Here is a 26,084-nt window from a genome sequence, read left to right on the forward strand (position 1 = left end):
CAGGAAACAGTCAAACTCTTGGTTTTTTGTTACGGCTAATGCCAATGTCCTGGAGTTGCTGCATGCTTTGACAATTAAACAGCTTCATACGCTTTTTTGGTAAAGGTTAACCAGTTTATTCAAGTTTTTTATCCGGCGGTTAATTATTCTGTGCATATAGTCATGAAGCAGCGATGCCCATGACTACAGCATCTAAAAATTTTTGCCCCGTTTACTAAGGTGAAGCACCATGAAGCAGCAAGTTAACACCGCCATTTTAGTCATTGTCGCGCTAATCATAGTATCGGCAACTTTATTGCACGGAAGTCTTGCGGACATATCCATCTTTCACGGCTTGATTTTACATCCTGTGTTTTTGTTAGCCGGACTTTCATTATTTGCATGTGCTAAAGAGCAAAGAAAAACTCGTCAATAAAAGGGAAAGGGGCTTGTACAGATGACGGCGTCCGGCTTTCTTTAACGTTATTTATTATGCTTGTTATTTAGATCTTGCATGGAGCGTGTTAAAATTATCTGGTTGGACCAGAGGCCTGGGGAATTAAGAATCTTCCTCAGGTAAAATAGGGATATATTAAAATGAAATTAAGTTGTCGGGTAATAGCCGTGCTATTACTCAGTCTTCACAACTGCGCGCTTGCCATGACTGTTGAGCAGGCAAGCGCAAAAGTCGAGCAGGCAGAAAAGATCAGAAATGATCAGCCGCAACAGGCGATTGAGCTCTTTACTGCTGTTGCCGATGACCCTGAAATGCTCACCCGGCCGGACATTTTGTTTCCGGCGTTAAACTCTTTGGTTTTTGTGCTGATTGGCCAGGCAAAGTTTGAGCAGGCCAAGGTGATGGCGCAAAAGCTGTTTGATCAGTCTCTTAAACAAAACGATGATTACTACCCGGCAATGTCACAATTGCTGCTCGGCTATGTTGAAGAGAACCGTAGCAATTATCAGCTGGCTGAATCGCACCATAAGTTCGCGCTGGAATTAGCATTAAAAGCCGATGATCCTGTACTGATTGCGCAGGCTTATGACCGCATCAGTTCTACTTTGCGTTTTCAGGATAAATACCTCGAAGCCCTGGAGATGGTGCAAAAATCTGTCGTGATTTTGCGTGAGCAGAATGATGATAAGGTTTTGGCGACGACCTTACAAACTCTGGGAATTATTCAGGGGATTATCGGTGATTACACCACGGCGCTCGCCACTCATACCGAAGCCCTGGAGCTGCGCACGGCTTTACAGGATAAGTCCGGTATCAGCGATTCTTTGTACGAAATTGGCGGCATTTACCGGAAAATGAAAAACTTCTCGCTCGCCCTTAAACACGGCAAAATGTCGTACGAATTAGACAAAAAATTCGGACGTAAACTCGATATTGCCAACAGTGCCAACCGGGTAGCAACCATGGCGCTGAAAACGAAAGATTTGGCCCTGGCAAAAGCCTTTAGCCAGGAGGTATTGGAGCGATATACGGAGTTGGACTCCCAATCGGGGATCTCAGGTGCTTATGATTTACTAGGGCTTATTGCTCTTGAGTCCGGGGATCTTGAGCAGGCAAAAATCCATATCGATAAGGCTATGGCTATTGCAGCCGAGCATAATTTGGCAAGTACCCTGATTTCAGCACAAATCAGTCGCATTAAAGTCGCGCAGTTGGAAAAGGATTTTGCCACCGCCCAGGTTCTGGGGGAGCAGGCACTGGCCAGTGCCGCTGAAATTAAGGAAAAAGAAGACGAAATTATCCTGCAGCAGTTGTTGGCAGACACTTACTACGGCCAGGAGGATTACCAAAAAGCGTTTGAAGCGCAGCGGCAATATAAAAAGCTGGATGATGAAGTCGGCACCAGAAATCTGGCCCAAACAGTGGCGGCATTACAGAGTAAGGCTGAATTTATGCGCAGGCAGCAAGAGATAGAAAATCTCAATCATGAAAAAGCGCTGCAGGCAGCCGAGCTGCAGCAAAAGAAGCTGGAACGTAATGCCTGGATTTTCGGCTTAAGCTTTTTAACCCTGCTGGTGGCCAGTATCAGCTATCGCCAATATAAAAAACGTAAAATGGCGGCGGAACGCGCGACGTTGTTGCAGGAAGTGGTGGACAGTAAAAACCGCTTGCTTGCCGATGTTTCCCACGAGTTGCGTACGCCGCTGACTGCCTTGAAGCTGCAGGTAGAAGCCCTGCAATTTAATTTGGTGCAGGATGTGGACGCCTCTTACGATGCCATGAACCGTAAAGTTATGGATATCAACCGCCTGATCAGCGACATCTATCAGCTGGCGCAAGCGGACAGCGCCAGTTTACACCTGCACCCGGAAAGCATTGAGTTGGATGAAACTCTGACGCAGTGGAATGAAGAATTCGAAGCGTTTGTAGAGGCCAAAGGTTTTGACTGGCAATCGAAAATCAAGCTGGTTGATGATGTCTCTGTACAATGGGATCAGGATAGGATCAAGCAAGTGCTGACCAATTTATTGTCCAACAGTACTTTCTATACCGATGCGCCCGGTAAAATTGCGTTAAGTGTGGAGCAGACCGCCCAACATATTGATATCTGTATTGAAGATTCGGCGCCTGGGGTAGCAGATGCTGACTTGCAGAAAATATTTGAACGCCTGTACCGGGTTGAAGACTCCCGCAACCGTCAAACCGGCGGTTCCGGATTGGGGCTTTCTATCTGTAAAAGCTTGATCACCGCACATCACGGTAAAGTACGCGCCGGGCACAGTGAGTTGGGGGGCTTGAAGGTGGAAATCCGCTTGCCCTTAGCGGCAGCCTGAGACTTAAAGGCAAGAAGCGCAAAAGCTATATAAAAGGAGAAAATAAATTAACAGGCGCAGACCTTTCCGGGTTGTTGGCTAGGGTTGTGGTCATAATGAGGGCAAGAATAACCTCTGATTATTCTCTGCTCTTATTTTTGCGAATAATTTCCCTGTAAACTTCTGGTAAGCATGGCACTGATCATGGCCCGCAACGCCGCCGGTTTGACCAGTTTTCTCATATAACCAAAGCCGGCTTCCCTGGCCTGTGCTGCCACGGTTTCATCTGTGGTTGCCGTGATCAGTATGCCCGGCAGCGGATAACTCACCCGGGCGGTTAATTCTGTCATTAACGCTATGCCGTTTTCACCATTTCCCAGCTGGTAGTCCACCAGCATGATATCTATGTCACCTTCATGTTGGTTAAAAACCTGCTGTGCCTGGCGATAAGAGCTGGCGGAGTAAATATTACATTGCCAGGCTTTGAGCAGTGCTATCATGCCGTTAAGTACATCAGGATCGTTATCGACACAAAGCACGTTAACGCCGGCTAAACCAATCGCCGGGGTTGGTTTAGGGGTTATGGCTGTTTGCTGGCTTTGTACCAGGGGCACCCGGATAAAAAACTTACAGCCACTGCCGGGTGTAGACTCAACCCCCAGCTCATGGCCGAGCAGTTGGCTTAAGCTGCGGGCAATATTCAGGCCCAGTCCTAAGCCTTTGGCTCCGGCAGCTGAGTTTTGCTCCAGCTGGGTAAACTGTTCGAAAATTTCCTGATGCTTGTCTTTGGCGATCCCCGGGCCATTGTCCAGTACCTGAATTTCCACCTGTTCGCCACGGCGACGGCAACCTATCAGCACTTTACCCGGACCGGCATAACGAAAAGCATTGCCTAGAAAGTTCTGTAAAATGCGCCGCAGCAGCTTGGCATCGCTTTTCACCCAATAACGGCTGTCGATGCCGTGAAAATCTATCTGGTAGTCTTTTGACAGTAAAGTGAATTCTGCGAACAGGTTTTGCAAAAGTGCTTTCAGGGGGAAATGTTCGATATCAGGGCGGATATTCCCCCCTTCGATACGGGCAATCTCTGTTAGATCCGATAAGAGATCATTGGCAACTTTTAACGCGTGGTCGATATTTTTTACCTGTCTTTGCTGGTTGCTGCCCAGCTTGTCATCATGGGCCAAAGCCGAGGTGAATAAGCGGGCGGCTTCAAGCGGCTGCATCAGGTCATGGGAACAAGCTTTCAGGTACAGGCTCTTTTTCTGGTTTGCCGATTCGGCGATTCTGTGGGCCTGCTCCAGGGCGCTATTGGCTTCCGCCAGGTTTTTGGTACGCTGTGAGACCAGGCTTTCCAGATCCAGATTTTTTTCGGTAAGAATTTTTTCTGCCTGGCGGTAGGGAGTGATATCGGAAAATATCATGACAAAGCCGCCGCCGGGTAAGGGATTACCCTGGATGCGTATCACCTTGCCGTTGGCGGTTTCCCGCTCTGAGCTGTGCGGGCTGCCGGCTTTGAGGAACTGAATACGCCTGCTGACCAGTTGTTCCCTGTCGCCGGGGCCGCACAGTCCACGGTCGACATTGTAGCGGATCAGCTTTTCCACCGGTGCGCCGGTATAGGCTAAGTCTTCGGGATAATTAAACAGGTCGAGATAACGTTTATTCCAGGCCACCAGGTTAAGTTCATTATCGATAATGGAAATGCCTTCGCTGGCATTTTCTATCGCGCTTTGCAGCAGGTTATGGCCGAAGGCTTTGCGCTCGCTGGATGCCTGCTCCATTAAAAAGGCGATATCGTCAAGGGCAATATCCCGGCCTTCCAATGCCGAGGAGATCACCAGGCGTGCCGAGCTTGAGCCCATCACCCCGGCGAGCATATTTTCCGTTTGATGAATGAGGGCGTCGTTAAAGGCCGCCGTCGACATTTGCTTGCGATCATGGCGGGCAAGGAAATGGCTAAAGCTGGTTTCGGCTTTGTCTTTACCGACGAAATGCGCGGTCAGGGCCTGTAATTCTGTGGTATCGATTATCCGGGTATGCTGATGCTTAATTTCACCCGGCACTTGATGCGGGAGAAAATGCCTGGCCTGCATCCGCTCCTGTACGCTTTGTCTGCTTAACTGGGAGAACCATAAAATCGCCAGGATATTGGCTCCCAGGCTGAGCAAGGTGGCCGCCGTGTTTGCCGGCAGGTAGCTAGTGGTGACCGGTTGCGGATAAAGGCCAAATTCAGGCAGGAGGTTTAACGTCAGCCAGAGGATAAAACCTATGCTGATACCGCTATAAACCCCGACCAAGCTGGCTTTGCGCCAATAAAAAGCCAGCACCAGGGCCGGCGCCAGTTGTGCCACGGCGCCAAAGGCGATTTGCCCCAAAGAAGATAAGGTATCCGGCGGGGCGATTAAAAATACCCCGTAGCTTAAACTGATCACCAGGCCAACGAGCAGCTTGCGCACGGTTAATAGCTTGACCCTGAAATCATGGAAGTTTTTATGCTCTTCGGGGGCGCGGCGAAAGAGTTTGGGAAAGACAATTTCATTACTGAGCATAGTGCTTAAGGCGATAGAGGAGATGATCACCATAGAGCTGGCCGCCGAGACTGCGCCGATAAACACCAGTAAGGTGAGCCAGGTTTGTTCCTTAACCGCAGGCAACAGCAGTACATAGGCATCGGGGGAGACCTTATCCCCCAGCACCAGCTCTCCCGCCAGGCCGAGGGGGATGGCGAACACGGCAAAAACCAGCAGGTACAGGGGAAATAAACTTCTGCTCAGCCCTGTATGTTTATCGCTTTTCAGCTCTACCGCCATCACCTGAAACTGGCGCGGCAGACATAAAAATGCCGACATGACGATAATTAACAGGCCAAACATGGAAATCAGATTGGGTGCTTGCAGCTGCTGCTCCAGTTTAATATTGGCCTGGGACAGTTGCCACAACTGGGCGGGGGAGTCATAGATAAAGAAGACGGCAAAAATACCGACCGCGAAAAAGGCTAACAGTTTGACCAGGGATTCAAAGGCGATGGCCAGCATCACCCCGGGGTGGCGCTCGGTAACGTCTATGGTACGCACGCCAAAAATAATGGTAAAACCGGTGAGTAATAAGCTCAGCACCAGGCCGATTTGCCAGTCGGGCATATCGGCATTATGGGATAAGGATTGCAGTGAATAGACTATGGCTTTGAGCTGCAACGCCAGGTAGGGCAAAGTGCCGATAAGGGCAACAATAGTTACCAATACCGCCAGCTTATGGGATTTGCCAAAACGGGCGGCAAGCAAGTCGGCAATCGAAGTCAGGTTGAGCTTTAAACTTACCCGGATCAGCCGTTGAATAAAGGACCAGGCAAAAGTAAACAACAAAATAGGACCGAGATAAATCGGCAGGTAAGAAAGCATACTCGATGCCGCCTGGCCGGAGGTGCCTAAAAAACTCCATGAAGTGCAGTATACCCCCAGGGTCAGGGCATAAATCAGGGCATGGCCGCCGGGGATTTTTTTATGGCGCTGGCGGTTTCCCACTGAGGCAATATAAAAAAGTAAGCCGGTGTAACTCAGGCTTAATAATACTAATTGCCAGTTCTCAAACATCGAGCTTTTCCTGTTTCAGGTTGCTTATATCAAGGGATAGCGCATAAACCACCTTATCGTGAAAGTGTGGTGCTGACAAATTCGCTGATATAGCTGCCGCCTTTGATCTTGGCCACCAGACGTAATTTCCGGGAATCGCCTGCCCTGGGGATAGACTCGCGCAGGTCGGTTTTTGCCTGCCAGTAATAGGGAGTATCTGCCATGGCCAGCTGGTAAATTTGCTGGGAGTTATCATCGTTAACCAACATCAATACCACGGTATCTAAGGGAAAAGTGGCATTAATTTGGGTGGTGCCCTGGCGGTCGGATACGGAAATTAAAAATTCGCCGGACTCAAGCACGCATTTATTCGCGAGCACGTCGCAGTTGTTTTGCTGGTTGAGGTAAAAAACCTTGTCTTGAGCCGCCTGGTGTTCGAGATAATAATCAGAGGCGATATAACCTGCGACTAATAGCAGCGGTGCGATCAAGATCGCAAGTTTAGTATGTCTGTTCATGGCTTTCTTACATCCGTGTGTACTGAGACTCCCGCAGGAGCCTCGGTACATGGTCAGGGAAAATTAATGGTTGTGGGCCGCGCCGGCACCCGCCGGAATACGGAAGTTTTCAACCAGTTGCTGGATTTCTGCCGGTGCCGGTCCTTTGGCCTTTAGCACGATAAAGGCCACGGCAAAGTTCACCAAGGCGCCGACTGCACCAAAGGCATTGGGTGAAATGCCTAAGAACCAGTTGGGCTCCAGCGGGCCTAAGAAGGAAGTGCCCTGAATAAACATGATGCCCTTATGCTGGAATACATACAGCATGGTAATGCCGATCCCGCTGCACATGCCCCACACGGCGGCAGTGCCGCTCATTTTCTTGGAGAAGATGCCCATCATCAATGCCGGGAAAATGCTCGAAGCCGCCAGGCCAAAGGCCAGGGCTACAGTTCCCGCGGCGAATCCGGGCGGATTGAGCCCGAGATAACCGGCAACCAGAATGGATAATGTCATCACCACGCGTCCTGCCAGCAACTCGTTTTTCTCCGACAGATCTGGCGTTAATACCCCCTTCATCAAATCATGGGAGATAGATGAAGAGATTGCCAGGAGCAAACCTGCCGCCGTGGATAAGGCTGCCGCCAGGCCGCCTGCGGCCACCAGGGCAATGACCCAGTTGGGGAGGTTGGCAATGGCGGGGTTGGCCAGTACCATGATGTCGCGGTCCACTTTGACCATTTCATTTTTCTCCGGATCGGCAACGTATTGTACTTTGCCGTCGTTGTTTTTATCTTCAAACTTCAACAGGCCGGTTTTTTCCCAGTCTTTAAACCATTGGGGGCGTTCGGCATAAACCATGTTCTGGCCCGCCGCAGGCTCTATGGTATTCATCAGGTTTAAACGGGCCATGGCGCCAACGGCCGGGGCCACGGTATAAAGCAGGGCAATAAAGACCAGGGCATAACCGGCAGAGGAGCGGGCCGCTTTGACGCTGGGCACGGTAAAGAAGCGCATGATCACATGGGGCAGACCTGCGGTGCCTATCATCAGCGACATAGTATAGGCAAACATGTTCAGGCTGTTGCCCATCGACGAGGTGGTATATTCCTTAAAGCCGAGATCTGTCACTACCATATCCAGCTTATCCAAAAGGTATACGCCGCTGCCGTCGGCCAGGGTGCTGCCCAGTCCCAGCTGGGGGATCGGGTTGCCGGTGAGCTGGAAGGAAATAAAGATTGCCGGAATGGTATAGGCGAAGATCAGTACGCAGTATTGGGCAATCTGGGTATAGGTAATGCCTTTCATGCCGCCAAGCACCGCATAGACCCAGACCACTGCCATGCCTATGCCCAGCCCTAAACCGTAATCAACTTCTAAAAAGCGGGAGAAGGCGACACCGACCCCTTTCATCTGGCCGATAATATAGGTCAGGGAAGCGATAATTAAACAGATCACGGCGACGATGCGGGCGGTTTTTGAATAATAGCGGTCAGAGATAAATTCCGGCACGGTAAACTTGCCGTGCTTGCGCATATAGGGGGCCAGCAGCATGGCCAGCAGCACATAACCGCCGGTCCAGCCCATTAAAAACACCGAGCCGCCGTAACCTAAGAAGGCGATCATCCCCGCCATGGAGATAAAGGAAGCGGCACTCATCCAGTCGGCGCCTATGGCCATACCGTTTTGAATCGGGCTGACCCCGCCGCCGGCAACATAGAAGTCGCTGGTGGAGCCTGCTCTCGCCCACCAGGCTATGGCAAAATAAAGGCCAAACGAGCCGAAAACGGCAATATAGGTATAGAGTTTTAATTCATCCATGATTATTCCTCAACGCCGTGTTCTTTATCCAGCTTATTCATTTTTGATGAATACCAGAAGATCAGGGCGACAAAGGTATAGATGGAGCCTTGCTGGGCAAACCAGAAGCCGAGTTTGTAGCCGCCTAAGCTAAAGTTATTTAACGGTTCAACCAGCAGCAGGCCAAAACCAAAAGAAACGATAAACCAGATGAGCAGGCATATCATGATTAAGCGCAGATTTTTCTGCCAATATGATTGGTTACTTCCCACAAGACTCTCCTTTTGACACAGAGCTATTCATTATTATTACCATGCCAAAGGCATGATTTTGTTTTAATTAAAGTGGTGGTTATTGCTTATTAAAAAAGCTTCTTTGTTAAAAAAGCGACTGCCGGACTTTATTTTGTAATAAACAATAATGGCCACATTTGCGTTCAGTTATATCAGTGATACCGACTAACTTGAACCTAAAGTTAGCAATCTTTCTCGCCCGGGGATATTAAACTTTAGTCTAGGTTGGGCAATTCCCTGTTGACCCTGCCTGGTGATAGCGGGTTAAATAACATATGAAATCATAGCGCTAGATGATAATAGCCTGAATTAAAAGGGGTGAAGTACATGAATGCTGAACTGACCGAAATCCGCGATTTTATCAAGGCATCTCCTCCTTTTGATAAATTACCCGATGAAGCCGCAGGCAAACTCACGGAAAATATTCATATCGGGTATTTGAGAAAAGACAGTAGTTTACCCCCTAAAAATATCACTGAGCCCCGCTTGTACATAGTGCGTAAAGGCGCATTATCTTATTTGGATGAGGAGCATGAATTATTAGGGAAGTTCGGCGAAGGCGATATCTGCACGGTATTCTGCCTGCCGGACGACAAAATTAAAATTGCCGTGAAAACCGATGAAGATACCTTGTTATATAGCATCAACTGGCAACTGGTCTTTGATTTGCTCCAGCCGTTTCCCGAGGTGCTGGCGTATTTTAATACTTCCGCTGCCGAACGGCTGCAGCACCAGGTCAGTAAAATTCATGAGCAAGCTGTGGTCAATGCCACGTTAATGAATACCAGTATCGGCGATTTTTATCGTGCCCCCGCCGTTACTATCACCGCCGGTGCCTCGATCAGGGATGCTGCCATCAAAATGAATGAGGTTAATCTCTCATCCTTGCTGGTGACCGAAAAGGGAGAGATGGCGGGCATAGTGACCGACAAAGATATCCGACAGCGTTGTGTCGCCCAAGGCCTGTCTTTTGAGCTGCCGGTGAGTGATATCATGACCCGGAAATTGATCTCGATAGAAGCCGATAATAATGCCTTTGATGCCCTGGTGTTAATGACGACCAGACAAATTCATCACCTGCCGGTTACCCGGGACGGCCAACTGGCGGGTATGATCACGGTAACGGATTTGATCCGACAGGAAGGGCAAAATGCCGTGCATATCACCGGTGCCATCCATAAAGCCGGGACCATTAAAGAGCTGGTGGAAATCAGCAAGCTGGTGCCCAAGTTACAGCGGCATATGGTTAAAACCGGCACTACCGCCGCCCATGTCGGTAAAAGCATCAGCGCCATTACCGCCGCCTTTACCGTGCGCCTGATTGAGATGGCGGAAAAAATCTCCGGCCCGGCCCCGGTGCCTTATGTCTGGGTGGCCGCAGGCTCCCAGGCCCGGCGCGAGCAGTGTTGCCACTCAGACCAGGATAATGCCCTGATCATCTCGGATCAAGCCAAGCCGGAGCATGATTACTGGTTTCACGATCTGGCCACTTTTGTCAATGACGGTCTGGCCGCCTGCGGTTATGCCTATTGCCCGGGCAATGTTATGGCGAGTAATCCCAAGTGGCGGCAAAGCCAGCAGGTATGGGGACAATATTTTGAAAATTGGGTCAACAAACCCGATCCCAAGGCGCTGATGCATTGCAGTATCTTTTTTGATTTAGCGCCTGTTTATGGCGAAATGTCGTTATTGACGGACTTGCGCCATACCATGCTGGAACAAACCCGGGGAAATACCCTGTTTCTTGCCCATTTAACGAAAAATGCCCTGAACCTGCGTCCGCCGCTGGGGTTTTTCCGGGATTTTGTGCTGGAGAAAAACGGCGACAATAAAAATACCCTGGACTTAAAACATAAGGGTATAGCGCCGATTGTCGATCTTGCCCGGATTTACGCCCTGGCCGAAGGGGTTAGCGCCGTGAACACCGTTGAGCGGCTGCGCCAGGTAGGTGGCAGCGCTTCGTTAACCTTAGCATCGGCCAAGAATCTGATTGATGCGGTCGAATTTATGGGCATGCTACGTATCGAGCATCAGGTAAAACAGCTTCAGCAAGGTAAGGTAGCCGATAATTTCCTACCACCGAAACAGATTTCCAGGCTTGAGCGGGAGCACCTTAAAGACGCCTTTAAGGTGGTAAAGTCCCTGCAGGATGTCCGGCAAAGTGTTTACGGTTAATTTTGATAATGTCGATGAAGCTGCTTGATAAATTACACCTGGCGCTGTTCGGTTACCAGGCCCACAGGAAACGTTTGCTGGGCCGTGCGCCAAACGGGCCGTTAAAAGCATTTTTATCCGTCCCTTTTCCCGATAAGAATACCCCTGTTTTTGAGGTGCCTGTGCTGGCGCTGGACTTTGAAACCACTGGCCTGGATGCCAAAAAAGATCAGCTGCTCAGCGCCGGGTTCGTTGAAATAAGCACAGGGGAAATTTGCCTTAAATCCCGGTATCACCAGATAGTGAAAACCCGCGGGCTGCTTGATGAAGACAATGTGGTGATCCATCAAATTACCGACAGCGCCAAAGAGCAGGGGGCCGAGCTGGCTCAAGTGGTGGAAAAAATACTTACCGCACTGGCCGGTAAAGTGATGCTGGTGCATTTCGCCCGCATAGAAATCACCTTCTTGCGCCAGGCCTGTCTCGAGCTTTATGGCATGGCGCCGGTTTTTCCGGTGATCGATACCTTAATGGTGGCCAAACGGCGGCTGGATAAAAGGGACTTGCCTTTTGATGCCTCCGATTTACGCCTTGACAACTTAAGGCAAAGCCATCAGTTGCCCGCGCATTTTGCCCACAATGCCTTAAACGATGCCCTTGCCACCGCCGAACTCCTGTTGGCTGAAATCGCCTGTGCCAATCATGGTGAGCAATTGCCGCTTAAACATTATTTGTTGTAAGCCCTTTATTTTCCTTGTTCATCCGATTTTTATCCCGCTTTTCATCCCGGCCGCTATCAGGGTATTAGACCAAGGTCTAATTTATTCTTTTGCCCTAACCCTCTAGATTCTAGGGCAAGCACAATTAACCTTGCCTTGAATTCAAGGATAGATAATCCCTTTGGAGCAGATCTGATGAACGACGCAAACAGCAGTGAACTTTTTAACCCCTCTATCAATGTGATGGAACAAGCCAATATCCCGGAATATCAGGCGTTATATGACTATTCCATCAATAACCGCGAAGCATTCTGGGCCGAACAGGCCGAGACTTTAGGCTGGTATAAAAAGTGGGATAAGGTCCTGGATGAAAGTCAGGCGCCGTTTTATCAATGGTTTAGCGGCGGCAAAACCAATATTGTCCATAACGCCGTCGACCGGCATCTAACCAATGCCAACCGCAATAAAATGGCGATTATCTGGGAAGGGGAAAACGGGCAGGTTCGCAACTATTCCTACAACGGCTTAAACCGCGAGGTGTGCCAGTTTGCCAATGTGCTGAAAAGCATGGGGGTGGAAAAGGGGGATGTGGTCACCATTTACATGCCGCAAATTCCCGAACTGATTTTTGCCATGCTGGCCTGCGCCAAAATCGGCGCCATCCACAGCGTAGTGTACGGCGGGTTCAGTACCGATGCCCTGGCTTCGCGTATTGAGGATGCCCACTCCCGGGTGTTGATCACCGCAGACGGCGGTTGGCGACGCGGCAAAGCAATCGATTTAAAAACCATTGCCGACAACGCCATGAAGCGCTCACCGACGATAGAAGTGTGTATTTGCGTTAAAAACAATGACCTTGAGGTGGAAATGGAAGCCACCCGGGATTTCTGGTATCATGACCTGGTGGCTTTGCCGATTGCTTCGCCAAAATGCGGCACTGAACAGCTTGATGCCGAAGACCCGCTGTTTATTCTTTATACCTCAGGCACCACAGGCTCCCCCAAAGGCATGTTACATACCCATGGCGGTTATTCGGTGTATACCTCCACCACCCACCGCATGGCGTTTGATATTAAACCGGAAGATCGCTGGTGGTGCGCCGCCGATCCCGGCTGGATCACCGGCCACAGTTATATTGTTTACGGGCCGCTTATTAACGGCGCGACCATCATGCTTTATGAGGGGGCCCCCAACTATCCCTATCCGAACCGCTGGTGGCAGATCATCGAAAAATACGGCATCAATATTTTATATACCTCGCCCACGGCGATCCGCGGCCTGATGCGTTTTGGCGATCGCTGGCCGAAAAAACATGATCTTTCCAGCCTGCGTTTGTTAGGTAGTGTCGGCGAGCCGATCAACCCGGAAGCCTGGAAGTGGTATCACCAGGTGATAGGTAACGGCAATTGTCCGATCATTGATACCTGGTGGCAAACGGAAACCGGCGGTTTGATGATTTGTCCATTGCCGATCACGCCGTTAAAGCCGGGCTCTGCCACTAAACCTTTCTTCGGCAACGAAATTACCATAGTGGATGACGAAGGCCGGGAAGTGGCTGCCAATGAAGAAGGCAAACTTATTATCAACAACCCCTGGCCGGGTATGGCGCGCACCATTTTTAAAGATGACGAGCGTTATAAATCCCTGTACTGGAATGAAGTTGACGGCAAATGGCGCTATCTGGCCGGGGACAGCGCCAAAAAAGACGATGACGGTTATATCTGGGTGATTGGCCGTATGGATGAAGTGCTGAAGGTCAGCGGTTACCGTTTGGGTACCGCCGAAATTGAAAGCGCCCTGGTCAGCCATCCGCAGGTAACCGAGGCGGCAGCAATAGGTTTACCCCATGAGTTAAAAGGCAACGCCATTCACACCTATGCCATTTTAGCGCAAGGGGTTGCCGGCAGCGACGAACTCGCCCTTGAACTGAGGGAGCATGTTGCCAGAGAAATGGGCCGTATTGCCATGCCGGAGGATGTAACTTTTGTGGAGAGCCTACCGAAAACCCGCTCCGGAAAAATTATGCGCCGGGTATTAAAAGCCCGGGCATTAGGCCAGGACGAAGGCGATTTAAGTACGCTGGAAGAATAAGCCGATCTTAAAGTGTTCGGTTTGAGCCGGATTTAATGCAGGGATGGCCCGGACGCTTTAAGTTTTAAAATCACCATCATAAATAATAAAACCATAAAAAGGTGCGTCGTCTGGCAGGCACTTAAGGCCTGTTTGTGCATAAAAAAGAGGGTAGAAGCATGTTTACGAATAAACACTTAACGAATGCAGCTAAATTAACCGTCGGTAAAAGCGCGCTGGCAGCAGCCTTGTTACTGGCTTTACCGGCAACGGCTGCGGTTAAATTAAAAGATGCGGTGAACGATACTGAGTTTGCTTTCGGCGGTTATATGAAAGTGGATGCCTTCTGGAGCGATTTTAGCGACGGCTCGCTGGCCTCCAATAATATTGGCCGTCAGTTTTATGTGCCCTCAACCGTGCCGGTATGTGAAAGCCAGGATTGTGAAGACGGTGCCACCACCTTTGATGGCCACACCAGGGCGACACGCTTTAATTTCAGTACCCTGACCCATATCGACGGCCATAAAGTTAAAACATTTCTTGAGATGGACTTTTTAGCCACGCCGGGGGGCAATGAGCTGGTATCCAACAGCTATTCGCCGAGGCTGCGCCATGCTTTTATCAGCTACGATAACTGGCTGGTAGGACAAACCTGGACCACCTTCCAAAACACCGGCGCCCTACCCGAATCCCTGGATTTCTTGGGGCCGGCAGAAAGCACTATTTTTGAGCGCCAGGCCATGGTGCGTTACAGCTATGGCAACTGGCAGTTCTCGCTGGAAAATCCGGAAAGCCTGGTGATGAACAATGGCGGCAACGGCCGTATTGATTGTGACGACAGCTCGTTGCCGGATATGGTTGCCCGTTATAACCATGATGCCGGGTGGGGACAGCTCAGCGTTGCCGCACTGTTACGGCAATTAAAAATTGATGATGCCAACTACGACAGTACCACCTCGGCTTATGGCGTCAGCGTTGCGGGTAAAATTAAGTTGGGCGCCGATGACATCCGTTTTATGGGCTCTTATGGATCGGGCATGGGGCGTTATATCGGCTTGGCCATCACCAGTGATGCGGTGCTGGATGACAAGGGGGATCTTGAAGCCATCGACAGCTATGGCGGCTTTGTTGCCTATCGCCATCTGTGGAACGAAAAGTTACGTTCGACCTTAAGTTATTCTACTTTTTCTGCCGATAATAAAATCGAATATACCGGGCGCAGTGCTACCAAATCTGCAGACAGTATTCATCTGAACCTGATTTATTCGCCGATTAAGCCCTTAAGTATCGGCGTGGAATATATCCGGGCCAACCGCGAGCTGGAAAACGGTTATGACGGCGACCTGGACAGGTTGCAGTTCTCGGCCAAGTATGTGCTGTAAATACATTTCATTTATCCCTTAAAACAGCAAACTGGGCTGAAACGGACTTTAGCCCGGCTTGGTTTATGAATAAGATATATTTGAGCCGTGAATTTCTAAAGGCTGATGAGATAAGATGAAGCCAATAGTTGTTGATTTGAAGTTGCTGATTTTTGTTGTTATTGTGCAGGCTTTGCTTTTACTGGGCTAAGACTTTAACAATTATCTTTTCACTGCTTCAAACGACAGGGCAATATGGTACCGATTGATTATTCAAAATATTCTTCACAAGATTTACTCGATGTCAAAGAAAATATTGATGCCGAAAAATATCCCGAACGATATCAGCGCTTATGTGCGGAGCTTGAGCTAAGGCATAAAAACGGTGAGCTGGATCAGCTTGAAGATGAAGATGAGGATGAAGACGACGAAGATGATTTCTTTATCGAATTTTCATCCGAAGGTAAGGGTGCAGGTCGGATATTGTTTATCTGTGCTTTTGTTTTGGCGAATCTTGCGGTACTGGCGTTTATCATTCCTAAATATATCGTGACAGATATTGCCGATATGCATAAGTACAATGCCACAATTGATTTTATCGAATGCCATAAAGAAGAAATTCTCAATGAAGAAACCGAGAGGGTAACAACTTATTTTGATCTTATTATCGGGGTTGATCAGGATGCTTTTTCGGCCCTGAGTATCAGTGCCAAACGCTGTAAAACCATTGCCAATAATCTTTCTGTGGGGACGGAAGTTTCAATATGGCATGAAGAGGGGCTCATTCATCAATTAGCCTCGAATAACCGAACTCTGCTGCCATATCAGTATATGAAACCTAAAGTACGTAAGTTAAAAGCGGATAGCGTCGATATATATTGGGTTGGCTTGTTACTTCTCTGGGTTTTGTCATTTAAATCACTGGTGAACGCCGTTATTCCGGGAACTTTTACTGCTGATAAAGAGGCTTGACGAACAGATAGTTAGTCGACAAGTTCGCATGTGCCGGCGGCATGTGACTTTCTGAAATCCCCGGGGGTCATGCCGGTTTCTTTTTTAAAGGCTTTATAAAAAGAGGAGCGGGCATTAAAGCCGACCTCAAGCGCTATGGTTAATACGTTGGCTTTATTCTCGATAATCATCGGCTTGGCGCTTTTGATGCGCCATTGGTTGATAAAATCGAAAAAGGTGCTGTCCAGGGTTTCGTTTAAGGTTTGCGAAATATAGTTAGGGGAGATGGCCAGATGTTGAGCCAGCTTGTTTAACGACAGGGTAGAGTCAAGGTAGAGTTGCTCCTGCGCCATTACCGTGTTGATTTTTTCGGCGATACGCAAAGCCTGTTCCTCACTTAAGGCGGAGCGCTGGTATTTCTTGCTGTTGCCGGTTTCTTCTTGCTCTGTTTCGATACTGCCCGCCTCTGTGCTTACTGCCTGGCTATCGCCTGTTTCATTCATTTTCTTAGTATGACCGGCATTGTGAGCAGCTTCCTTATCATCAAGGGGATTAATCTCAAGAACTTGGCTGTCACCATAGCGGCCTTCGAAGCCAGGTTTTTGCCTTAAACCAAGGTAGGCCAGGCTCCACACCAGCACCAGAGACAGTATTGCTTCAAGTCGGCTGGTTAACGTATTTTCCAGCGCTAAATCCGACATCATCGCCAGCAGGGAGAATATCCAGGTGCTCACGACCAGGATCAATAAGGCGTATAACCAGCCAAGTTCCCGGTTGTCGTTGTTGGCAAACAAGTTCTTTAACTGTTTGCGGTAACGGGACAAGCAGATCATAATGCGGGTGACATAAAAGATAGACTGTATAATCCATACGAGTAGCGACAGGAATATGCTAATGACCGTGAGCAGGGGCAGGCCAGAGTCAGCCTCTGCACCGTCGATAAAAATCCCCTGTCTCTGCTCTGGAGTGAGTGTGAGTACCAACATTGTGATGGCCAGGCCGAATCCGGCGGGAATGACGTGGATCAGATGTTTTCCTTGCATTTTCCAGGGCGTGCTGGAGGTGAGCGCCTGCACATAAAGGTAAAAGCTTGGTCCGAGCAGGAACCAGGCGGGAAATACCGCCGCTATATAAAGACTATACCAGGCGGGTAACAGCAGATAAATTGCCGGGCCGGTTGCCAATACTGCGCTGGCAAAAAAATAGACGGTGAGTGGAAGTCTACTTTGCCTTTGTTTTGCATCCGCTAGCAGCAGGGGAATACACAGGACTATTTGTCCAAGTGTTGCCATGGTAATGGCAAATAGCAGCAGATCTTCCAAGTTCACTTTTCCTGTGTGTTGTGTGTCTTAAAGGGCATCGTTTGTATTGCTATGAGGACGATTACAAGTGAAAAAAGTGTCCGCGCTAGTAGTCTCGGACGACTCCAAGGCCAGTATCCGTCAGTATTAGCGCTAAGACGGCCATCTTATTACTTGGCCGGCAATCATAACCACTCCGGTATTATACCGGTAAAAAAATTAAAGCAAAATATAAGGAAAAAGTATGAGTAATCTTCAAAAACTCGGTGGACTTGCTGCAATTTCTCAAGCCCTGATCTATATCCTGGCTTTTATCGTTTACGGGGCGGTCTTGCAATATCCGACAGGCGACGATGTTATGCTGAAATTTCAGTTTTTAGCCGATAATCAATTGCTGTTGTCGGTGATGAACCTGGTTGCTTATGTGTTGTTTGGTATTTTACTGGCGGTAATGGTACTGGCGTTACATGAAAGGTTAAAAGTACAGGCGGAGGCATTATCCCGGTTTGCCTGTGTGTTTGGTTTTCTCTGGGTGGGTTTGGTCATTGCCAGCGGCATGATCGACAACATAGGCATGGCTGCGGTGCTTAAGCTGGCTGAGACCGAGCCTGAGCAGGCCCGGATCATGTGGTTAACCTTGATGGTGCTTATTGAGGGGATTGGCGGCGGTAATGAACTTGTCGGTGGTTTATGGGTATTATTGTTAAGCCTGGCCGGATGGAAAAGCCGGGCTTTGTCAAAACCCTTGTTTTACTTAGGGGTCTTTGTGGGTTGTGCCGGTATCTCAACCTGTTATCCGGCAGATGTGCTTACGGAAATTTTTGGTTTGAGTCAGATTGTCTGGTTTATCTGGATAGGCATCTTTATGTTCAGTAATAAGTTGCCGGAACAAGATAGCGCGCTTCATTCAGGTCTTTGTACGGCAGCAGCTAAATAACCTGGTCTTGATTTATGGTGTTTGTTGCCGGCTAAAGCGTTAATTTAGCCGGGAAAGGGCTATATTGGAGCTTTATTTTACAAGGTTTTAACGGTGAACTGTTGGATTGATATTTTACCGGTCAGTCCCGCTCGGTTTTTCGTCCCATTCGCAGGGTAAAGGGCAGGCCGGTTGAGATGGCGCCTGCCTGCAAGGCTTTAATGGCCCGGGTGCCGCCAATCCATAATCAGGCGGCGGCAATAAGCCCTGCGGCCGCCTAAAAAATACGTTGCGGCACCGGGACCTTTATTTTTCCGCCGGCGGTAATGCTGTCGATAACCCGGGAGCCGGAGTCTGATGAGGTGATGAAAAATACCAGAGCCAGTACGATAGCGATAACCGGGATCACCTGACTCCCGGGTAACTGTTCAAACATCTGGAGCACGGCCAGTGGCACCTCAGTGATAGCTTTTTTGGCTAAAGTGCCGACCCCTTGCCTTATCCTGCGCTATTTTTTACTTGCCCTTTTGTCTTACTGTAGAGGCCCTTTCTTTCTTGAATAAAGGCTTTGGCAATTTGCATTGAGATTTTGGCAAAATCCCAGAAAACCTCGGTATTGGCATTGATATTGACCGCCACCGACATTTGATATTCGGGGATCACCATCAGCCAGCTTTGCGCCCCCCTGGAGACCCCGCCGTGATTGGCAAAAGTGATCTCGCCCAATTCGTTATCGATTTTTCTGGTGAGCACCCGCCAGCCCAGGGAATAACCTTGCGGGGCTTCACTGCCACCGGGCAGGGTTTGCGGTGTCCAAAAGGTCTTTCTGGTTGCCGGGGAAATAAAATCGTCCCGTAAAACCGCCATGCCCATTTTTACCAGATCAGATGAGGTGGAAATAAAACCGCCGCCGGCGAGTCTGTGGCTAAGGTCGACTTTGCGCCACTGCCTGACTTTTTGGCTACGCCCTTCGTCATTCCAGTAAAAGCTGGCCAGATTGCTTGAGCTTTCCCCTTTAAATTCTGCCATGGTTGCTTGCATCTTTAAGGGGGTAAAAACAGCCTGTTGCATAATGTCCAGGTAGGGAGTCTCCGCCGCATTTTCCATCACCGCACTTAATAAAACCGTGCCAAGGGAGGAGTAACTGAAGTTGCTGCCGGGTGAAAATAATAACTCGCTGCTGTCAAAAACCGATAAGGCATCTGATACCTGCTCATATCTCGTTGATAAAGCGAGGGTTTTATAAAATCCGAGGTAGTCGGTATTTTCTTTATAATGAGGTAAGCCCGCCATGTGTGAAGCCAGTTGGCGTGGGGTGATCTGCTGCCATTGCTGATTGGGCAAGTTCTGCATATAAGTTGAAATAGGTTGGTCTAATTCTATTTGCCCGGTATCTACCATTCTGGCCAGTGCGGTGCCGGTCAGGGCCTTGGAGGTGCTGCCGATTCTAAACTGACTTTCGGTAGTTACAGGCGTTTTTTCCTCGATATCGGCCCAGCCGGAAACACCGGCCCAAATGAGTTGGTTATCTATCGCCACGGCGGCCGAAATTGCCGGGGCATTAATAGCGGCTTTATGTCGGGTTAATAACGGCTGCATTTGTTCGGCAGCATTTTGGTAAGCCGGGTTATACAGCACTTCCCCCCCGGGACTTTCTTCGGGTATGGCAATAAAGTGGTAAAACGGCGGGAAGGCTATTTTATTTTTATGGGCCAGGGTCTGATAAACCGGCCAGGCCAATATTAACATGACTGTGAAAATCCCGGTGATAGCCAGGGAGAAAACCTTTACTTTTGATAACTTAAACATTTCATACATTCCTGATTTGAGAATGTTTAAAGGTTAAGAAAATCAGACTATTAAAGCTTATCGGTTTTAAAAAAAGCGGATCATTTTTGAAAATGATCACGATATTCTTTTGGTGACTTGCCGGTTTTCGCTTTAAAAGCCCGGTTAAAGGTAGCAACCGAGCCATAACCCAGTTCCAGTGCCAGGGTTAAAATCGGTTTACGGATATGCTCGATATCTTCCAATTGTGAGCAGGCCTCAACCAGGCGGTAGCTGTTTAGGAAATCGGAAAAGTTTCTAAACCCTAAATGTTGGTTAATTAATTTGCGTAACTGGTGCTCAGGTGTCGTTAGCTCGCTTGCCAGGGCTGTGATGGTTAATTGCGACTGCATATAAAAGCCGTCCGCCATTCGCTGGCAAAGTTGCTGGTAAATGGCTTGATATTCAACCGGGATTTCAGGTGCTGCCGCATCCGTGATTTCTTGCTGGTTGTCAGCTGTGGCTGGTAGCGGGGAAATATCTTTGAAACTGCCGCGGAAATAATACCAGCCAAACACGGATGTTGATAATAATACCAGGCTTGCATTAGTGATGCTGAATACGGTGGCGTCTCTTAATGAAGCGTCACCGAGCTCTAATAGCAGGGTTAAAGAAAAATATACGCAGCTGGCAAGGGTTAAGACCAGGCGACTGTTACGTCTGGCAGTCACCAGATCATCCCTGAGATCTTTGACGGCGATAAAAATAATATGCAGCAGCAAAATTAGCTGAAGGCCATGATTGATATCATGGAACAAACCTCTTCCCTGTAAATAGCCAAAAAAGTATAAAAACCACAAGATGGCCCCGGCTACCAGAGCTTTAACTGCCAGCGGCCAGTGCTTTGGATGAAAGCGCTCTTTTAATAGCTCCTCACTTATTAAGTTCTCTCCTATTAACCCCTTGTTTAACAAGGAAAAGGCAAAATACCACAACAGATAGGGGGTAAGTTCGGTAAAAAACAATAATATGCCCCTGAGTATGCCGTAATGGTGATCCGGTACCGGGGCGGTCAGCAACAGGTAGGCGGATAAGCAAACAGCCAGGCTGCTGCCGAGCAGGGCCTTTAACTGCCGGCTGTTGGATAAAATATATAAACATAACAGCGATAACTGTCCTACGGCTAAAAAGCGCAGCAAGAGATCAAAGATATCGGGGAAAGATAAAGTCATCGGTTTATTTTGGCGGCCGGTATAAGCAAAAGAATGAAATCTTAACATCTGACAGCAGCGAACACACAAGAAATTGTTTTCTGACCGCTTATCCCCGAATAAAGCCACTCGGCACCTTTTACACACAAAAATAGCCTTATTGTTTAGTATTTTTATGAACTTAATTAACCGAACTTAATGTAACTAAAGGATTATTATGAAGATGATTAAACTGCTTATCCCTGCTTTTTTACTGGTCAGCCTTTTTGCCTGCAACAGTGATAATGACAGCAAATCACCGGAAGTTGCCGGTGTAGACCAGCCTGAGAACCCGCCCCAGGGACCCTGTGTGAGTGTTGAGTGCCAGGACAGCAACCAGTATGCTGTTGAGCAAATATATACCGAGATTATCAATGGCAACAACACTCAGCTGGTTTACTCCCTGTATCAGGAGGACTTTATTCAGCATAATGATGCCATAACCGCCGGGCTTTCCGGGCAGCAAGCTTACTTTAATCAACTGAGCAGCGATAACCCGGATCATGTTGCCACCATTAAACATCTGGTTGCCGATGGCGAGTACGTGGCGGTTCACTGGCATTATTCCGATACCCCGGAAAATGAATTCTCCGGCTCGGCCATGGTTGATCTTTATAAATTCTCCGACGGCCTGATCAGTGAGCAATGGAATATCGCCATGCTGCTGGGGGCGAGCACGGTCAGCGGTAACTCGGTCTTTAGCGATTTATATGTTTATCAGGATGCTGAGGTGTTAATGACGGAAGCAATGGAAGATGCCAACAAGGAAATGGTGACGGCATTTTATCTGGATTTATTCAATAACCAGAATATCGCGCTAATTGATGAGCTTGTTGATGAAAACTATTTGCAGCACAATGTGTGGGTGCCTAACGGCAGCGCTGCTTTGCGTGACTTTGTCAGCAGCCGCACCCTGGGCGGTTTAGAGATCTTCCTCAGCCTGGCGGCGGATGATCTGGTGTGGACTTTTTCGGCCGGCGATAACCTTACCCTGGTTGATTTATGGCGTGTGGATCACGATACAGGCAAAATCGTCGAGCACTGGGATCTGTTTTAAAGAACTGCGGCATCAATGGTATTAATACTGTGGTTCCATTTATAATGGCGCCACACTTTTTTGCCTGTTGCTCGCTCACTTGGTTTAGTTAAGGAAAGTATTGAATATTTTTATAAAAAACCTGCTGCCTGCAAGCCGTACTTTTTGGTTATACCATTTGTCCGGGTGTTTGCTGGTGGTGTTATCCTATTTTCTTATGCACAGCTACTACGGCAATAATGTTTTTAACCTGACGGTAATGAACCTGATCGGCATGTGCTTGTTTACCCCGACAGCCCTATGTTTTCGCCGTTGTTATATCAAGTACCGGTGGCAAGACTTTAATACTGCCAAAATTATTTCATTTGTCTTTATCTATTCGGCCCTGGCGGGTCTGGTGGTGGCGGTGTTACTGACCCTGGCGACGAAATCTTTTTATTTAGACCTTCAGCTGGCCCGTGTCGGGCCGGACAAAGCCGTTAAAGTGATTCTCAGCCAGTTGGTGTTTTTAGCGTTTACCTACCAGGTGATCGCCTGTGGCTGGGGTTTTATTTACAACTATACCGTGGCCAGCCGCCGGGTGCAGGCTGCCTTATTGAAAAACCTGCGTTTGCAGAACAGTTTAAAAGACGCCCAGCTGAGCAGTTTAAGCAATCAGCTTAATCCGCATTTTTTATTTAACTCCTTAAACAACATTCGTTTTGTGATCCACGAAAATCAGCAAAAAGCCGATGATATGATCACTAACTTGTCGGAATTATTAAGGTATTCGCTGGAAACCAGCCAGCATGAGAAAGTCGGGCTACAGCAGGAGCTGGCCATTATTGAGCAATTTATCGACCTTGAGTCTATCCAGTTGGAGCAACGGCTTAACTTTAAGCTAAATGATGACAGCCGCTGCGGGCACTATTTAGTGCCGCCGATGACCATACATTTACTGGTGGAGAATGCCATTAAACACGGCATTGAGCTTTTGCCCGAGGGCGGCACTTTATCTCTTGATATTAACGTGCTTGAGCAGCAGCTGGTATGTACGGTAACCAATGATAAACCTTTAAGCTATCAAGTGTTAAAACCCGGTACCCAAATAGGTCTGGATAATATCAGGCAAAGATTACGCTTACTTTATGGCGACAAGGCAAGTTTAGAGATTAATAATGGCGAAACAGTATTTATCGCCAAGATGATAATTCCCAGGGAGGCCGGCCATGAAAGCTATTGTGATTGAAGACTCGCGTTTGGCCCGCCAGGGGCTGATCCGCATGTTAAAAGGTTTTCCCGAGATTGAAGTGATGGCCGAGGCGGAAAATCCGGCCCGGGCGCTGGTACTGATAGAGCAACTGCAACCCGAGTTGTTGTTTCTGGACATTCATATGCCGGGGGGCTCCGGATTTGATTTGTTAAATCAGCTGGCGTATTCCCCTAAGGTGATTTTTACCACGGCGTTTTCTGAATATGCGATAAAGTCATTTGAACATCACACCATAGATTATTTATTAAAACCCATCAGTTTCAAACGGCTGGAAACCGCATTGGAAAAATTACAGGATAACGGCGACGAGTTAAAGCAGGGCTTGACGCTAGAGCCACAGGCAAAACCCGCCATGAAAATGAGCGATAAGATTTTTTTAAAAGATAACGAACAGTGTTACCTGGTCAGCCTGGCCGAGATCCATTATTTTGAAAGCTGTAAAAACTATGCCAGGATCTTCTTCGAACAAAAAAATGCCTTTATTAAAAAATCGTTAAGTGCGATCGAAGCGCGTTTGCCCGGGCAGTACTTTTTCCGGATAAACCGCCAATATATCGTGAATCTAAATGCGGTTAAGGCGATAGAGGAAGCAATTAGCGAGGGTTATCTTATTACCATGAGCGATGGCAAAGTGCTGGATATCTCAAGAAGAAATGCGAGTTTATTAAAAGAGCGTCTCAGTTTTTAACAACTGGCTGTTTATCAAAGCCTTGCCTGCCATCCTGACTCTTTCTGGCATAAAAAAAGCCCGCATCCGGGCTTTTTATCTGCAGGGTGCTCCTGATTGTAAGTTGTTGCTGTTAATTGACTCCGGCCCCGGTTATTTTCTGATCTCAAACTCCTGGCTAAATAACTTCTCATAAGGGCTGGGTTCTTTAATGTCTTCCTGACCTCTTTGCTGGGGATACATGGCTTGTTCGCCATTGGTTAAGTAGCGTATTTGCACATCTGCCTGGGTAAAGTCGGTGATCTTGTGGCAGTAACCTATGCGTTTGAATAAGGCGTTACCAAAGCCGTAAACCGGGCCGAAGCGGCCATTGTCTCCCCATTCGTTCCAGTGGCCGGCGCCAAGGTTGTTGCGGGAGCTGGTCACGATATCGAAGGTCATGCCGTCATTGCCTTTACCGCCCCAGAAGTTACCGACCATTTTTACGCTGTCTCCTTCCTGGGAGTAATGGCCGTGCCAGTTGGGGTAGGTGGTGGAGTACCATTTCCCCCGGATATGGGTGCCGACCACGGCATAGGGCAGGTAGCAAATGTTCTGGGTGGCCCATTGGGTGTGCCCGGGGGCGCTGTCGTTGTAGAAGGTGATTGACCAGAGGTTGCCCAGGTCATAAACATTAGGATCATGCTTGGGGTAGGCCATAGAGCTATGTGCGGTAATCAGTAGGGATGCCGCAATAAAGGTTTTTACTAAAGTAGGCGTTTTCATTATCTGACTTCCTTTATGCCTCAAATTGATCATCACCCAGTTCAGGTCGAGGCATAGGACTTGGACTGAGACAAAGGTACTGTTAACTGAAATTATCTATTGTTGACTGTGTTCAAACGGGTTCCGGCAGATTGCGCTGCTTTTAATGATCTAGGTGCAGGCAGGATTGTTTTTATCTCATGTGTTATTTGCTGTTGTTGCCGTAAAATGGTCCTTTGTGGTGAAGCTTTTTGTTATTTAAGGAAAAGTTTTTTGTGCTTGGTTTTTCTACTAAACGGGGGAGATTTGCCGGGGGTTATAACCGCAGCCGGGGAATGAATTGCTCCCCGGCTGTTTTATTGCGGTTAACGCCGCTATAAAAAATATTCCGGAGCATCCGGGATCACGATTCTGGATATGTCATGACGTAACTCCGGCGGGATAAGCAAGTCGTGTTCTAAATAAACCACGGCATCCCCTGTCTGGGGGTGGAGGGAGAGTTCGATATCGTCATCGAATATCTCATTAAAAAGTGCCAGGTCACCGCTGATGGACTGGTTAACATCGGCCCGGTTGACGGTAAACCCCAGCGACTGAAAATGCTCTGAGACCTTCTCAAAAGAGGCGACAAAGGGGGTTGGTGTTTCAAGACGCTCGCAAGCGAGGATTGAATGGGAGGGGGCTGTTTTTTTCCTGTCATCGGGGAAAAACATAATAACGGCGGAGATTGTGTCAGTCATGGGTCTGTACCTCAGCTATGAATTGAAAATGAACGGCATTGTCAGGGGCTTAACTGTCCTCAGGCATAAGCACCGGCCATGTCTAGTTAGTGTTGCCACAGGTCCGTTTATCTCACCCCGGTCATAACCTGGCAAGAAATGCCCGTTAAGATAGGAATTGTCGGCTGTTTTTAGTATTTTTCTCCGGGCCGGGGGGGATAATGGCTTGCCCTAAGTGATTTGACCCTTCAAACTTTTCTTTAAAAG

At 48.4% G+C, this 26,084-nt stretch carries 20 protein-coding genes and 1 pseudogene; 11 read left to right on the forward strand and 10 right to left on the reverse strand.

Annotation, left to right across the window (positions count from 1 at the left end; translation table 11 throughout):
- Positions 1-229 precede the first annotated feature (229 nt).
- Positions 230-415, forward strand: a complete 186-nt coding sequence (locus tag SG35_RS02815; RefSeq protein ID WP_044835008.1) for a hypothetical protein — start codon at positions 230-232, stop codon at positions 413-415.
- A 161-nt stretch (positions 416-576) separates the two neighbouring features.
- Positions 577-2,769 carry a tetratricopeptide repeat protein gene (locus SG35_RS02820; RefSeq protein ID WP_084692921.1) on the forward strand — a complete coding sequence of 731 codons (2,193 nt, stop codon included), beginning with the start codon at positions 577-579 and terminating at the stop codon, positions 2,767-2,769.
- A gap of 131 nt (positions 2,770-2,900) precedes the next feature.
- On the opposite strand, the gene SG35_RS02825 is transcribed toward SG35_RS02820, so the two are convergent.
- The 4 genes from SG35_RS02825 to SG35_RS02840 form a co-directional block, all read right to left on the reverse strand.
- Complete coding sequence (locus tag SG35_RS02825) at positions 2,901-6,341, reverse strand: hybrid sensor histidine kinase/response regulator (RefSeq protein WP_044835007.1); 3,441 nt, start codon at positions 6,339-6,341, stop codon at positions 2,901-2,903.
- A gap of 53 nt (positions 6,342-6,394) precedes the next feature.
- Positions 6,395-6,838: a hypothetical protein gene (locus tag SG35_RS02830; protein WP_044835006.1), complete on the reverse strand. Its 444-nt coding sequence runs from the start codon at positions 6,836-6,838 to the stop codon at positions 6,395-6,397.
- Between the two features lie 63 nt (positions 6,839-6,901).
- On the reverse strand, positions 6,902-8,638 hold the full coding sequence (locus SG35_RS02835) for a sodium:solute symporter family protein (RefSeq protein WP_044835005.1): 1,737 nt from the start codon (positions 8,636-8,638) through the stop codon (positions 6,902-6,904).
- A gap of 2 nt (positions 8,639-8,640) precedes the next feature.
- Positions 8,641-8,889 carry a DUF4212 domain-containing protein gene (locus SG35_RS02840; protein WP_084692920.1) on the reverse strand — a complete coding sequence of 83 codons (249 nt, stop codon included), beginning with the start codon at positions 8,887-8,889 and terminating at the stop codon, positions 8,641-8,643.
- Positions 8,890-9,237: 348 nt separating this feature from the next.
- On the opposite strand from SG35_RS02840, the gene SG35_RS02845 reads away from it, so the two are divergent.
- The 5 genes from SG35_RS02845 to SG35_RS02865 all read left to right on the forward strand — a co-directional run bounded on the left by SG35_RS02845 (position 9,238) and on the right by SG35_RS02865 (position 16,186).
- Positions 9,238-11,085, forward strand: coding sequence for a putative nucleotidyltransferase substrate binding domain-containing protein (locus SG35_RS02845; RefSeq protein WP_044835004.1), 1,848 nt, complete (start codon positions 9,238-9,240; stop codon positions 11,083-11,085).
- An 8-nt stretch (positions 11,086-11,093) separates the two neighbouring features.
- Complete coding sequence (locus SG35_RS02850) at positions 11,094-11,804, forward strand: exonuclease domain-containing protein (RefSeq protein WP_236702669.1); 711 nt, start codon at positions 11,094-11,096, stop codon at positions 11,802-11,804.
- 174 nt (positions 11,805-11,978) lie between these two features.
- Positions 11,979-13,874 carry an acetate--CoA ligase gene (gene acs, locus SG35_RS02855; protein ID WP_044835003.1) on the forward strand — a complete coding sequence of 632 codons (1,896 nt, stop codon included), beginning with the start codon at positions 11,979-11,981 and terminating at the stop codon, positions 13,872-13,874.
- A gap of 158 nt (positions 13,875-14,032) precedes the next feature.
- On the forward strand, positions 14,033-15,235 hold the full coding sequence (locus SG35_RS02860) for a DcaP family trimeric outer membrane transporter (protein ID WP_044835002.1): 1,203 nt from the start codon (positions 14,033-14,035) through the stop codon (positions 15,233-15,235).
- A gap of 234 nt (positions 15,236-15,469) precedes the next feature.
- Complete coding sequence (locus SG35_RS02865; RefSeq protein ID WP_044835001.1) at positions 15,470-16,186, forward strand: hypothetical protein; 717 nt, start codon at positions 15,470-15,472, stop codon at positions 16,184-16,186.
- Between the two features lie 11 nt (positions 16,187-16,197).
- Here the strand turns inward: SG35_RS02865 and SG35_RS02870 are convergent, their stop codons facing one another.
- Positions 16,198-17,487, reverse strand: a complete 1,290-nt coding sequence (locus tag SG35_RS02870) for a helix-turn-helix domain-containing protein (protein WP_044835000.1) — start codon at positions 17,485-17,487, stop codon at positions 16,198-16,200.
- A gap of 223 nt (positions 17,488-17,710) precedes the next feature.
- Here SG35_RS02870 and SG35_RS02875 point away from each other — a divergent pair, with 223 nt between their 5' ends.
- Entirely contained in the window at positions 17,711-18,403 is a 693-nt protein-coding gene (locus SG35_RS02875; protein WP_044834999.1) for a DUF4386 family protein, read from the forward strand.
- 121 nt (positions 18,404-18,524) lie between these two features.
- Here the strand turns inward: SG35_RS02875 and SG35_RS02880 are convergent.
- From SG35_RS02880 to SG35_RS02890, 3 genes and pseudogenes are all read right to left on the reverse strand, one after another.
- Positions 18,525-18,887: pseudogene (locus SG35_RS02880) on the reverse strand (BCCT family transporter); the annotation flags it as partial.
- The gene (locus SG35_RS02885) at positions 18,881-20,200 is read right to left on the reverse strand and encodes a serine hydrolase domain-containing protein (protein WP_084692919.1); all 1,320 of its coding nucleotides are present in this window, start codon (positions 20,198-20,200) and stop codon (positions 18,881-18,883) included. The gene SG35_RS02885 and the pseudogene SG35_RS02880, both read right to left, overlap by 7 nt.
- Before the next feature lie 71 nt (positions 20,201-20,271).
- Positions 20,272-21,429: an AraC family transcriptional regulator gene (locus SG35_RS02890; protein WP_044834996.1), complete on the reverse strand. Its 1,158-nt coding sequence runs from the start codon at positions 21,427-21,429 to the stop codon at positions 20,272-20,274.
- Between the two features lie 148 nt (positions 21,430-21,577).
- Here SG35_RS02890 and SG35_RS02895 point away from each other — a divergent pair, with 148 nt between their 5' ends.
- The 3 genes from SG35_RS02895 to SG35_RS02905 all read left to right on the forward strand — a co-directional run bounded on the left by SG35_RS02895 (position 21,578) and on the right by SG35_RS02905 (position 24,375).
- Positions 21,578-22,456, forward strand: a complete 879-nt coding sequence (locus SG35_RS02895; RefSeq protein WP_053043321.1) for a nuclear transport factor 2 family protein — start codon at positions 21,578-21,580, stop codon at positions 22,454-22,456.
- Positions 22,457-22,556: 100 nt separating this feature from the next.
- Complete coding sequence (locus SG35_RS02900; protein ID WP_053043320.1) at positions 22,557-23,663, forward strand: sensor histidine kinase; 1,107 nt, start codon at positions 22,557-22,559, stop codon at positions 23,661-23,663.
- Positions 23,644-24,375 carry a LytR/AlgR family response regulator transcription factor gene (locus tag SG35_RS02905; RefSeq protein WP_044834995.1) on the forward strand — a complete coding sequence of 244 codons (732 nt, stop codon included), beginning with the start codon at positions 23,644-23,646 and terminating at the stop codon, positions 24,373-24,375. The genes SG35_RS02900 and SG35_RS02905 overlap by 20 nt, the downstream gene beginning before the upstream one ends.
- Positions 24,376-24,507: 132 nt before the next feature.
- Here the strand turns inward: SG35_RS02905 and SG35_RS02910 are convergent, their stop codons facing one another.
- Entirely contained in the window at positions 24,508-25,119 is a 612-nt protein-coding gene (locus SG35_RS02910) for a hypothetical protein (RefSeq protein ID WP_044834994.1), read from the reverse strand.
- A 353-nt stretch (positions 25,120-25,472) separates the two neighbouring features.
- Positions 25,473-25,838: a hypothetical protein gene (locus tag SG35_RS02915; RefSeq protein WP_044834993.1), complete on the reverse strand. Its 366-nt coding sequence runs from the start codon at positions 25,836-25,838 to the stop codon at positions 25,473-25,475.
- Positions 25,839-26,084: the final 246 nt, after the last annotated feature.

The sequence above is a fragment of the Thalassomonas actiniarum genome (assembly GCF_000948975.2).
In the GTDB taxonomy this organism is placed as follows: domain Bacteria; phylum Pseudomonadota; class Gammaproteobacteria; order Enterobacterales; family Alteromonadaceae; genus Thalassomonas; species Thalassomonas actiniarum.